The sequence below is a fragment of the Variovorax sp. NFACC27 genome, assembly GCF_048301545.1.
GTDB lineage: Bacteria > Pseudomonadota > Gammaproteobacteria > Burkholderiales > Burkholderiaceae_C > Variovorax > Variovorax gossypii.
Genome location: NZ_CP157613.1, coordinates 5,630,938 through 5,641,406, shown reverse-complemented (window position 1 = coordinate 5,641,406; position 10,469 = coordinate 5,630,938). Strand labels below are relative to the sequence as shown.

Here is a 10,469-nt window from a genome sequence, read left to right as displayed (position 1 = left end):
TCGGATGATGAACTTCGTAATACGCGTCATTCTTCTGCTCCTGGGGCTGGTTTTCGCGGCCAGCCTGGCTGTTGCGGTCATGCTGCTGGCGGCCGTCTGGGGCGTTCGCTACGCCTGGGGGCGCCTCACGGGCAAGCCCGTGACGCCCTGGATGGCTTCGATGGGCGGGCGCTTCAATCCCCGCTCGGGCTTCGACCGATTTCGCAATGCGGCACAGCCGGCCGAACCGACCGCTGCCGACGTTGCCAACGCCCGGGCACGCGGCGAATCGGTGGAGCGCCCGGTGCGCATCCGAGGCAGCGCCAGCGACGTGACCGACGTTTCGCCCAAGTCGGTTTCTCCGCGCGGCTGACCGGCCGGCATCCGGCGCTATTTCGAGCGCGACAGCCGGTCGCGCCGTTCGCCGTCAGAATCGTCCTCCTGGAGCCGCGGCTCGCCAGCCGCGGCTTTTTGCTTTCATCCAGGAGAGACACCCAATGACTTCGCGCGACATCTTCGTGGTCGGCATCGCCCGCACCGCCATCGGCACCTTCGGCGGCTCGCTGAAGGACGTGCCCAACACCCAGCTTGCCACCACCGCCGTCAAGGCAGCCATCGAGCGCAGCGGCGTCGCAGCCGATGCCATCGGCCACGTGGTCATGGGCAACGTGATCCCCACCGACGTGAAAGACGCCTACCTGAGCCGCGTGGCGGCCATCGACGCGGGCTGCCCCATCGAGACGCCGGCCTTCAACGTCAACCGCCTCTGCGGCTCGGGCCTGCAGGCCATCGTGTCGGCCGCGCAGGCCATCGCATTGGGCGACTGCGACATCGCCATCGGCGGCGGCTCGGAGTCGATGAGCCGCGGTCCGTATTTCGACACCTCGGCACGCTACGGCGCGCGCATGGGCGATGCGGTGCTGGTCGACTACATGCTCGGCATCCTCCACGACCCGTGGGAGAAGATCCACATGGGCATCACGGCCGAGAACGTGGCCGCGCGCTATGGCATCACGCGCGATCAGATGGACGAACTGGCGGTGAGCAGCCAGCAGCGCGCGGCGGCCGCCATCGCGGCGGGCCGCTTCAAGGAGCAGATCGTTCCGGTCGAGGTGAAGACGCGCAAGGGTGTCGTGCTCTTCGACACCGACGAGCACGTGCGCGCCGACACCACCGTCGAGACGCTGTCGAAGATGAAGCCCGCGTTCAAGAAGGACGGCCTCGTCACCGCCGGCAACGCCTCGGGCATCAACGACGGCGCGGCCGCAGTGGTGTTGGCCAGCGGCGAGAGCGTCAAGGCGCGCGGGCTGAAGCCGCTGGCGCGCCTTGTCGGCTATGCGCACGCCGGCGTCGAGCCCGCGTACATGGGCATCGGCCCGGTGCCGGCCACGCGCAAGGTGCTGGAGCGCACCGGCCTGAAGGTGAGCGACTTCGACGTGATCGAGTCGAACGAAGCCTTCGCGGCGCAGGCCTGCGCGGTCATCAAGGAACTGGGCTTCGATCCGGCCAAGGTCAATCCGAACGGCTCGGGCATTTCGCTGGGCCATCCTGTGGGCGCGACCGGCGCGATCATCACGACGAAGGCGATCGCCGAGCTGCAGCGCACTGGCGGTCGCTATGCGCTGGTCACGATGTGCATCGGCGGCGGGCAGGGCATCGCGGCCGTCTTCGAACGCGTCTGAGCCGCATGCTCCGTCCGCTCGTCCTGATCGACCCTGACGAGGTCGACTTCAGCGCCATCCGGGCGCAGGGCGCGGGCGGGCAGAACGTCAACAAGGTGTCGAGCGCGGTGCACCTGCGCTACGACATCCATGCCAGCTCATTGCCGGCCGACGTGAAGGAACGGCTGCTCGCGCTGCGCGACAGCCGCATCACGCAGGAAGGCGTGTTCGTGCTCAAGGCGCAGCAGCACCGCACGCAGGAGATGAACCGTGCCGACGCGCTCGCGCGCCTGCAGGCGGTGGTCGACAGCGTGGCCGTCGCTCCTCGCGTGCGGCGCGTGACCAAGCCCACCTACGGCTCGAAGCAGCGCCGGCTCGAAGGCAAGAGCCAGCGCTCGCAGATCAAGAGCCTGCGCGGGCCGGTTCGGGACTGAGCGTTCCGGCACCGCCGCGCAGCCGGCGAATCTGCAGGCCGACGCCGATCAGGTACAGCACGAACAGCACGCCCGTGATCGCCTTGAGCTCCGGCGCGTCGGCATTCGGCAGCAGCGGGGCGCCGAGCGGCAGGCGCGTGAGCGTTTCGGTGAAGGCCGGGATCCAGTGGAACAGGAAGCTCGCCGAGAACGCGATGGCCTCCACGTAGCGCGCCCACTTGCCGAAGAGCACGCCACGCCCGGCGAGCGCGCCCACGGCCAGCGCGAGCAGCGTGATGATGCCCAGCGCATGCGGCTTGCCGAAGCCGCCGTGCTGGAAGATGCCGAAGCCCGTGAGGCAGGTCAGCACGGTGGTCCACACGAAGAGCCGGCCCAGCCCGGTGCGCATCGTGATTTCCTTGTAGCGGAACAGGGCCAGGAGCCCCGCGACGACGGCGATCAGGCTGATCGCGGTGTGAACGATACCCAGGGACGTGAGCCCCAGCCATCCTGTCGGTGCCATGCGGACCTCCTCGTGATCGTGGTGCGGCATTCTGGCGCTTTGTTTCAAATTTGCCGAATCTGGGATGAATTGAGTGCCAAAGGCCCTGCTTTACGGGTCTGAAACATCTCCCAAGCACAATCGTATTCATGAGAAGAGTTCTCTTTCCGCGTGCGAGGCTTGCTGCAGCGCTCCTTTTGGTGCCGCTGGCCGTGCTGCTGAGCGCCTGTGGCCCGGGCGTGGCCGGGCCGGTGCAGAGCACCGCCGCGGCGCCCGAGCTCAAGTGGGAAGAGCTGATCCCCAAGAGCTGGGACCCCACCAGGCGCTACCGCAACATCAGCCTCGAAGCCCTGCGCGACAACGATCCGCGCGCGATCCAGATGCTCGACGAGATGCGCGCCGTCTGGGACAACGCGCCGGTCAACGTCGCGCTCGACGGCAAGGCGGCCAAGCTCGCCGGTTTCGTCGTCCCGCTGGACAACACGCAGGAGGGCATCCGCGAATTCCTGCTGGTGCCGTACTTCGGCGCCTGCATCCATACCCCGCCGCCGCCCGCCAACCAGATCGTGCGCGTGGTCGCGGCCTCGACCGTGAAGGGCCTGCACGCGATGGACACGGTGTACGTCAGCGGCACGCTGAAGGCGGCGCGCTACTCGTCGGCGGACATGGGCGTGAGCGGCTACGAGATCAAGTCGGCCGCGGTCGAGCGCTTCGTGCCGAAGCAGCCGCAGTGAGCGGCCGTGCTCAGCCGCCCATGCGGCGAGACAGGAAATCCAGGAACGACGTGATGCGCGCCGACAGCTGCGTGTTGCGGTAGTACACGGCATTCACCGGCTGGCGCACGTCCGCCGTCTCCTTTGCCAGCACCTGCACCAGCGCGCCGCTTTCGCGGTCGGCGCCCGTCATGAAGTCCGACAGGCAGACGATGCCCACGCCCGCCAGCGCCAGCTGACGCAGCGTTTCACCGCTCGACGCCACCAGCGTGGGCGCGATGTTCCATTCGTCGCCGTGCACGCCGCGCAGGGGCCAGCGGTTCAGCGATTCGGGTTGCGTGAAGCCCAGCAGGGTGTGGTCGGCCAGGTCGGCCACCTTGCGCGGCTTGCCGTGCGCCTCGAGATACGCCGGGCTCGCGAGCACGCGCAGCCGGTGCGTGCCCAGCGGGCGCGCATGCAGCGTCGAGTCGCGCAGCGGGCCGATGCGGATCGCGATGTCGGTGCGGCGCTCCAGCAGGTCGATGGGCAGGTCGTCGGTGTCGAGCTCGAGGCTGATCTGCGGATAGAGGCTGCGGAACTCGGGCACCAGCGGCACGATGGCATGCAGCATGAAGGGCGAGGCCGCGTTCACGCGCAGCCGGCCCGCAGGCTGCTGGCGGCGCGCGGCCATGTGCTCCTCGGCGTCGTCGATGGCATCGAGGATCGCGCGCGTGCGCTGCAGGAAGGCCGCGCCTTCCTCCGTGAGCTCGAGCCGCCGCGTGGTTCGGCGAAGCAGCGTGGTGTCGAGCTTCTGCTCGAGCCGGCTCAGCGCGCGGCTGATGCCCGAGACGGTCTGCGACAGCTGCTCCGACGCGGCCGTGATCGAGCCCGTGTCCACCACCGTGCGGAACGCGACGAGTTCTTCGATGGTGGTCTTCATGGGGGCTGGCGTGTCAGGCGGCGGCTTCATGCTCCGCAGGCACCTCGACGCGCGGCATCAGTGCAGCGAGCGCCTCGCCGTCGGTGCGATAGCTGAACAGCATCGGCCCCGGCGCCAGCAGCCCGGCGCTTTCCAGCACCTGCATCGCGGGCAGCTTCATCCCGCTCAGGTGAAGGCGGATGCCCTTGGATTCCATCATCCGGCGGATCGAGCCGAACACTTCGGCGCCGGTGATGTCGATGCGGTTGATGGGCTGCGCGAACAGGCACACGTCGGTGAGCCCGGGCTGCTCGGCCACCGCCACCGTGAGTGCGCGTTCCAGCGTGGAGGCGGAGGCGAAGTCGAGTTCGGCGTCCATGCGCAGCGCATAGAGATTCGGCGCCAGCGGCGGCAGCTTCCACAGGTGGCGGTCGCGCAGGCTGCCGTCGGGGTGCAGGCCCACCTCGATGATGCGCGGGTGCAGGTGCCGGTACATGTAGTGCGCCAGGGCGGCAAGCAGCCCGCCGAGAACGCCCCAGTAGATGCTCGGCGCGGTCGCGATGGTCAGCACGAAGGTGCCGAAGGCGATGCCTGCCTCGATGCGCGAGATGCGCCACAGCGCGGTGAAGCTCGCCGGCTTCACCAGCCCGAGGATGGCCGTGACCACCACTGCCGCCAGCACCGCCTGCGGCACGTGATAGAGCAGCGGCATCAGCCACAGCAACGCACCGGCCACCACGACCACGCTGAAGAGCGTCGCCCAGCCGGTCTGCGCGCCCGCGTACAGCGTGATGGCCGAACGCGAGAAGGACGAGCTGGTGGGAAACGCACCCGTGAAGCCCGATGCCAGCTTGGCCAGGCCCTGGCCGATCAGGTCCTGGTTTTCGTTCCAGAGCGTGCCGGCGCGCGCGTTGTCGACCTTGGCGCTGGACGCCGTCTCGAGAAAGCTCACCAGAGTGATCATCAGCGCCGGCAGCACCAGCGCGCTGAAGGTGCTCAGCGGCAGCAGGCCGGGCCAGTAGAACGAGGGCAGGCCCGAGGGCAGGGTGCCCACCACCGCGCCGCCGCGCAGCGCGTAGTCGACCAGCCAGCTGATGGCCGCCGCGCCGGCCACCAGCGCCATGGTGGTCGGAAAGCGCGGCAGCAGGCGCTTGCCCAGCCACAGCACCGCAATGCTGCCGAGGCCGAATGCGATGGCCACGAGGTCGGGCAGCGGCCCGCCCTGCAGCACCTGCGGAATGGTCCGCCCGGTGAAGCCCAGCAATGCCGGCAGCTGTGAAATGGCGATCAGCACCGCCGCGCCCTGCGTGAAGCCGATGAGCACCGGCGAATTCACCAGCCGCAGCAGCCAGCCGAAACGTCCGGCGCCCAGCACGATCTGGATCGCGCCCGACATCAGCGTGAGCCACACCGCCATCGCCACCCACTCGGCGCTGCCTGCCACGGCCAGCGGCGCGAGCGAGGCGCCGACCAGCAGGCTGGTGAGCGCCGTGGGCCCCACCGACAGCCGCTGCGAGGAACTGAACATCACCGCGATCAGCGCCGGGAACAGCGCCGCGTACACGCCCGTGACCAGCGGCATGCCCGCCAGCGCCGCATAGGCCACGCCCTGCGGAATGACCATCAGCGCCACGGTGATGCCGGCCATCGCCTCGTTGCGCAGCAGCGCTGCGGAAGGACGGGGCCAGGCCAGGCAGGGAACCCAGCGGGACAGGCGCTGGCGCAGGGAAGGAGAGGGGGCAGCCGGGGTCATGGATGTTTGCGGGCGCACGGGAGAGAACTGCAGGCACATGCGCGGTGCGCCGCGCGGGAGCGATGCGGAATGCGGGGCGAGGTCAGATCAGTGAAGTGGCGTTCTTGAGCACGTAGTCGCAGGCCTTTTCCTTGACCTTCGACGACAGGCCCTTGAAGTTCAGCGACTTGCCGTCGCCGCCCTGCAGCAGGCCCTTGGCGCCGCTGGCGAAGCCGGTCTCCTGCTTCTTCTGCCCGGTGATCTTGGCGAGCAGCTTGTCCTTCACCGAGGCGGCGTCGCCGCCCAGGTAGTTGTTCTTCACGCAGTACTGCAGCACGCCGGCCGCGTTGCCCATGGTGCTGGTGCCGATGGCCGGCATCTTGAAGCCAAGGCTGCTGCCCAGGTTGCCGAGCGCCGATCCGCCTGTGCTGCTGCCTGCGCCGCCTTGCGAGTTGGCGGTGGCCGCCTCGCCGGCCTTTTCCTTCAGCTGGTCGAGCAGGTTGTTGGCTTGTGCCGAGGCGCCTGCGGCGAGCAGCGCCAGGGCGATGAGGGTGGAACGGGCGTGCATGTTGTCCTCCTGTCGGTAGCGTGGTGGAAAGCGGCCACCAGCATAACGGAGACGCCGGGGCGAGGCCCCGGCTGCAGTCGCCCTCGCGCCTGTGCTTACTTCGAACGCGGCGGGCGCTTTTCGAGCAGCGGTGCGCTGGTGCCTTGCACGCCGACCAGGCCGAGCACCGTCACCAGCGAGTTCTGCGCGCCCTTCCAGCCGTCGGTCACGTCGATCCACTCGCTGAGCGCGTGGAAGCCGCCGGTCTTGCCGCCGCCGCCGATGATGATGGCCGGGATGCCCAGCGACATCGGCACGTTGGCGTCGGTGCTCGCGCCGGTCAGCAGCGTCTTGTGGCCGAAGGCCGCGTTCGAGCGCGTTGCGGCCTCGACGATCACCGTGTCCGACTGCGTGCGGCCGCCCGGACGGTCGCCGATGAGCTTGGTGCTCACGCTCAGCGTGTTGACGTTCCAGCGCTTGTTCTCCTCGACCACGGCTTCGTCGATGGCGGCCAGGATCTTCTTCTCGGTCTCGAGCAGCGGCGCCATTTCGTCTGAGCGGATGTCGACCGCCATGCGCGCGTCGGGCGCGATGGTGTTCACCGAAGTGCCGCCGCCGACCGTGCCGACCGTGAACGTCGTCTTGGGGAAGCTCGGCGTGCGGATGTCGGCGATCTTCGCGATGGCGCGGCCCATGCCGTGAATGGCGCTCGGCACCTGGCCGAAGGCGCCGTAGCTGTGGCCGCCGGGGCCCTTGAAGGTCACTTCGTAGCGGTGGCTGCCCGTGCCCAGCATCAGTACCGTGCCGTCGGCGGCGGGCTCCAGGCCGACCATGCCGTCGATGTCGAGGTTGTCGCGAAAGATCGCCTTGATGCCGCGCAGGTTGCCGAGCTCTTCCTCGCCCACGTTGCCCACGATGAGCAGGTCGCCCACGGTCTGGATCTTGTTGTCGTTCAGCACCTTGAGCCACGACAGCAGCACCGACAGGCCGCGCGTGTCGTCGGAGATGCCGGGTGCGTAGAGCTTGCCGTCGCGCTCCTTGACCTTCACGTCGGTGCCGGCGGGGAACACGGTGTCGAGGTGGGCGGAGATCAGCAGCTTCGGCCCGTTGCCCGTGCCCTTGCGCAGGCCGACCACGTTGCCTTCGGCGTCGATCTTCGCGTCCGTGAGGCCCAGCGCCTTCATGCGGGCCAGGAAGGCCTCGGCGCGCTTCTGCTCCTTGAAGGGCGGGGCCTCGATCTCGGTGAGCATCTTCAGGTCCTCGACCGAGCGGTCGTGGTCGGCCTTGACGGCCTCCAGCAGCTTCTGGATCGCGGGCGAGGCCATCAGCTGGGTGTAGGCCTTGTCCACTTCGGGCCGCACCTGCGTCGGCGTGGCGGCGACGGAGCCGCCCTGGGCATGGGCGATGCCGGTGGCCGCAGCGGCCAGGGCAAAGACGACCGAGGCGAGCGGGGCGAGGCGAAGCGGCGCGTGACGAGGCATGGTGCGGGGATGTCCTTGTATTTGAGGCGAACCAGGTCGAGGTGAACGGCGCCGCGGAAGCTGGCCGGGTGCGGCGTCGTCAGCAATTCTTATGGCTGTGTTAGGCGCGCGCTCTGGTTTAATCTTCCGCGTTGTCAGTTTTTCTAACGAGGCTCCCATGCGCCGCCACATTCCCAGCACCCGAGCGCTGCTGATATTCGACGCGGTGGCTCGCCACCACGGCGTCGGCAAGGCCGCCGAGGAGCTGTGCCTCACGCACAGCGCAGTGAGCCAGCAGCTGCGGCTGCTGGAGGAGCAGATCGGCGTGCGGCTCGTGCAGCGCACCGCGCGCGGCACTGAGCTCACCGAGGCCGGGCGGCGCTATCACGGGCAGATTTCCGGCGACCTGCTGCGGCTGCAGAACCACACGCTGGAAGCCATGGCGCAGCGCGCCGACGGCCTGCGCCTGCTGGTGGGCGCTGTGCCGGTGCTGGCCGAGGGCTGGCTCACGCCGCGGCTGCCCGAGTTCGTCTCGCGGAATCCGGGCTGCAGCCTGCACCTGCAGGTGTTCCCTACGCATCTCTACATGGAGGACCAGCCCTTCGACGTGGGCGTGCAGTACGACGACGCCGTATGGCCGGGCGCGAATGCGCAGCCGTTGATGGGCGAATCCTGCGTCGCGGTGTGTTCTCCCCGGGCGAAGGGGCGCGCGGCCATGGCTCGGGGTGACTTCCGCGCGGCACAGCTGCTGCAACTGCGCACGCGCATGGGGGCGTGGGAGGAGTGGTTCGGGCAGGTCCCGAACCTGCGCGCGCCGGACAACCTGGTGGCGGGGCACCGCTTCGACCTGTTCTCGTCGCTGGTCGCGGCGGTGCGGGCGGACCTCGGCGTGGGGCTCGTGCCCGACTACTTCGTGGAGCGCGAACTGCGTTCGGGTGAACTGGTGCTGGCCTGCCCGCATCGTGCACCCTCGAGCCGGGGCTACAGCGTGTTCGTGGCGCCAAGCCGCACGGATGACCTGCTGGTCGGCGCCTTCGTGGCATGGCTGCGCGCGGCGGCCGCGCCGCCAGTGCAGGCGGTGGCCGCCTAGGCGCGCTTGAAAAGCAGCACCGAGTTCGTGCCGCCGAAGGCGAACGAGTTGCTGACGGCGGCTTCGAGCGACGGTGCTGCCGCGTCGTCCTGCGTCACGAGGTTGAGCTGGCAGTCGGGGTCGATCTCGCGGCAGTTCGCGTTGGGCGGCAGCTGCCGCTGGTTCAGCGCGAGCACGGTGACGAGCGCCTCGATGGCGCCCGCCGCACCGAGCATGTGGCCATGCAGCGCCTTGGTGGAGCTCACGCGCAGCGCGTCGAGATCGTCGCCCCACACCTCGGCCAGCGCGTTGCGCTCGACCACGTCGCCGATGCGCGTTGCCGTGCCGTGGGCGTTGCAGTAACCCACGTCGCGCGGCTGCAGTCCGGCCGTGCGCAACGCGGCGCGCAGCGCGCGGGCCTGGCCCGGCGAGTCGGGCTTGGTGAGATGGGTGGCATCGCTGCTCAGGCCCCAGCCGGCCAGCGTGGCGTAGCTGCGAGCGCCGCGCGCGCGTGCGCGTTCTGCCGATTCGAGGATCAGGAAGGCCGCGCCTTCACCGAGTACGAAGCCGCTGCGGTCGGTGGCGAAGGGCCGCACCGCGCCGGCAGCCTCGCCGGGCTGGAAGCTGGCCAGCGTCTGCATGGCCTGCCAGGCCACCACCACGCCCGGCACGATCAGCGCCTCGCTGCCGCCGGCAATGGCGAAGTCGACTTCGCCGCGCTGCACGGCCTTGGCCGCCTCGGCGATCGCGACCGACGACGAGGCGCAGGCGACCGAATAGGTGAGCACCGGGCCCTGCACGCCCTGGCGCATTGCCACATGGGCGGCCGGCGCGTTGGGCATGAAGGCGGGAATGGTGAGCGGCGACACGCGGCCGTTGCCGCGGTAGGCCGCCTCGAGTGCCGCGGCTCCGCCCATGCCGCAGCCGGAGAAGACGCCGACGCGCTCGGGGTCGGCATCTGAAACGGCCAGGCCCGCGTCGCGCATCGCCAGGTCGGCGGCGGCCACGGCCAGCTGGCTCACGCGGTCGACGCCGGCGAGCTGCAGCTTGGTGAACCAGCGGGTTTCGTCGAATGCCGCGGTGGCCGCGGCTGCCGGCTTGGGCAGGTCGGGAAAGACGGGCTGTATGGCGGAGCGGCCCTGCAGCAGGGCCTGGAACAGGGCGCCGGGTTCGTCGCCATGCGGTGCGACGACACCCAGCCCGGTGACTGCGACCTCGTGGTTCACGCGGCTTTCGCGGCCCTGACCTTGTCGACCAGCAGCGCGAGTTCGGCCAGGGTGTCGATGCTCGCGTCCTCGTCGGGCATGGTGATGCCGAAATGGTCTTCGATGGCGAACAGAAACTCGGCGAGGGCCAGCGAATCGAGTCCGCCGGTTTCACGCATGGAGGCGTGAGGGTCGAGCTTCGACGGTTCGATGCCGTACTTCTCGTGGATCAGGTCCTGCAATTCCTTCAGCGAACTCATCGTGCAATGCCTGTCGTCGTGTGCCGTCCG

The 10,469-nt window shown here is 69.3% G+C and carries 12 protein-coding genes; 5 read left to right on the top strand and 7 right to left on the bottom strand.

Annotated features, from left to right (window positions below; all coding sequences use genetic code 11):
- Nucleotides 1–4: 4 nt before the first annotated feature.
- The 3 genes from ABL840_RS26415 (at nt 5) to arfB (ending at nt 2,074) form a co-directional block, all read left to right on the top strand.
- Complete coding sequence (locus ABL840_RS26415) at nt 5–352, top strand: hypothetical protein (protein WP_093203284.1); 348 nt, start codon at nt 5–7, stop codon at nt 350–352.
- A 124-nt stretch (nt 353–476) separates the two neighbouring features.
- Nucleotides 477–1,661 carry an acetyl-CoA C-acyltransferase family protein gene (locus ABL840_RS26410; RefSeq protein WP_093303901.1) on the top strand — a complete coding sequence of 395 codons (1,185 nt, stop codon included), beginning with the start codon at nt 477–479 and terminating at the stop codon, nt 1,659–1,661.
- Nucleotides 1,662–1,666: 5 nt separating this feature from the next.
- Nucleotides 1,667–2,074 carry an alternative ribosome rescue aminoacyl-tRNA hydrolase ArfB gene (arfB, locus tag ABL840_RS26405; RefSeq protein WP_093303903.1) on the top strand — a complete coding sequence of 136 codons (408 nt, stop codon included), beginning with the start codon at nt 1,667–1,669 and terminating at the stop codon, nt 2,072–2,074.
- Here the strand turns inward: arfB and ABL840_RS26400 are convergent.
- A complete protein-coding gene (locus ABL840_RS26400; protein WP_093304180.1) occupies nt 2,043–2,576 on the bottom strand; it encodes a hypothetical protein in 534 nt (177 codons plus the stop codon). The two genes, arfB and ABL840_RS26400, sit on opposite strands and share 32 nt — an antisense overlap.
- A 128-nt stretch (nt 2,577–2,704) precedes the next feature.
- On the opposite strand from ABL840_RS26400, the gene ABL840_RS26395 reads away from it, so the two are divergent.
- A complete protein-coding gene (locus ABL840_RS26395) occupies nt 2,705–3,289 on the top strand; it encodes a DUF3299 domain-containing protein (RefSeq protein ID WP_093303906.1) in 585 nt (194 codons plus the stop codon).
- A gap of 10 nt (nt 3,290–3,299) precedes the next feature.
- Here ABL840_RS26395 and ABL840_RS26390 read toward each other — a convergent pair whose 3' ends face one another.
- The 4 genes from ABL840_RS26390 to ABL840_RS26375 form a co-directional block, all read right to left on the bottom strand.
- Entirely contained in the window at nt 3,300–4,187 is an 888-nt protein-coding gene (locus ABL840_RS26390) for a LysR substrate-binding domain-containing protein (protein WP_093203274.1), read from the bottom strand.
- A 13-nt stretch (nt 4,188–4,200) separates the two neighbouring features.
- Nucleotides 4,201–5,919, bottom strand: coding sequence for a SulP family inorganic anion transporter (locus ABL840_RS26385; protein ID WP_093203271.1), 1,719 nt, complete (start codon nt 5,917–5,919; stop codon nt 4,201–4,203).
- 82 nt (nt 5,920–6,001) lie between these two features.
- Nucleotides 6,002–6,466, bottom strand: coding sequence for a DUF2501 domain-containing protein (locus ABL840_RS26380; protein ID WP_093203269.1), 465 nt, complete (start codon nt 6,464–6,466; stop codon nt 6,002–6,004).
- 95 nt (nt 6,467–6,561) lie between these two features.
- The gene (locus tag ABL840_RS26375) at nt 6,562–7,926 is read right to left on the bottom strand and encodes a M20/M25/M40 family metallo-hydrolase (protein ID WP_093303907.1); all 1,365 of its coding nucleotides are present in this window, start codon (nt 7,924–7,926) and stop codon (nt 6,562–6,564) included.
- Nucleotides 7,927–8,083: 157 nt separating this feature from the next.
- Between ABL840_RS26375 and ABL840_RS26370 the strand changes: the two genes are divergently transcribed.
- On the top strand, nt 8,084–8,995 hold the full coding sequence (locus ABL840_RS26370; protein WP_093303910.1) for a LysR substrate-binding domain-containing protein: 912 nt from the start codon (nt 8,084–8,086) through the stop codon (nt 8,993–8,995).
- On the opposite strand, the gene ABL840_RS26365 is transcribed toward ABL840_RS26370, so the two are convergent.
- Together ABL840_RS26365 and ABL840_RS26360 are read right to left on the bottom strand one after the other, a co-directional pair.
- Complete coding sequence (locus ABL840_RS26365) at nt 8,992–10,200, bottom strand: beta-ketoacyl-[acyl-carrier-protein] synthase family protein (protein WP_093203261.1); 1,209 nt, start codon at nt 10,198–10,200, stop codon at nt 8,992–8,994. The two genes, ABL840_RS26370 and ABL840_RS26365, sit on opposite strands and share 4 nt — an antisense overlap.
- Nucleotides 10,197–10,439, bottom strand: a complete 243-nt coding sequence (locus ABL840_RS26360) for an acyl carrier protein (RefSeq protein ID WP_093203258.1) — start codon at nt 10,437–10,439, stop codon at nt 10,197–10,199. Before ABL840_RS26360 ends, ABL840_RS26365 begins: the two co-directional genes overlap by 4 nt.
- Nucleotides 10,440–10,469: the final 30 nt, after the last annotated feature.

Bases quoted from the DNA above. Each gene is read 5' to 3' on its own strand.
- ABL840_RS26410 (WP_093303901.1), top strand. From the start codon at position 477: ATGACTTCGCGCGACATCTTCGTGGTCGGCATCGCCCGCACCGCCATC.
- ABL840_RS26360 (WP_093203258.1), bottom strand. From the start codon at position 10,439: ATGAGTTCGCTGAAGGAATTGCAGGACCTGATCCACGAGAAGTACGGC.
- ABL840_RS26385 (WP_093203271.1), bottom strand. From the start codon at position 5,919: ATGACCCCGGCTGCCCCCTCTCCTTCCCTGCGCCAGCGCCTGTCCCGC.
- ABL840_RS26415 (WP_093203284.1), top strand. From the start codon at position 5: ATGATGAACTTCGTAATACGCGTCATTCTTCTGCTCCTGGGGCTGGTT.
- ABL840_RS26375 (WP_093303907.1), bottom strand. From the start codon at position 7,926: ATGCCTCGTCACGCGCCGCTTCGCCTCGCCCCGCTCGCCTCGGTCGTC.
- arfB (WP_093303903.1), top strand. From the start codon at position 1,667: ATGCTCCGTCCGCTCGTCCTGATCGACCCTGACGAGGTCGACTTCAGC.
- ABL840_RS26395 (WP_093303906.1), top strand. From the start codon at position 2,705: ATGAGAAGAGTTCTCTTTCCGCGTGCGAGGCTTGCTGCAGCGCTCCTT.
- ABL840_RS26390 (WP_093203274.1), bottom strand. From the start codon at position 4,187: ATGAAGACCACCATCGAAGAACTCGTCGCGTTCCGCACGGTGGTGGAC.
- ABL840_RS26400 (WP_093304180.1), bottom strand. From the start codon at position 2,576: ATGGCACCGACAGGATGGCTGGGGCTCACGTCCCTGGGTATCGTTCAC.
- ABL840_RS26380 (WP_093203269.1), bottom strand. From the start codon at position 6,466: ATGCACGCCCGTTCCACCCTCATCGCCCTGGCGCTGCTCGCCGCAGGC.
- ABL840_RS26370 (WP_093303910.1), top strand. From the start codon at position 8,084: ATGCGCCGCCACATTCCCAGCACCCGAGCGCTGCTGATATTCGACGCG.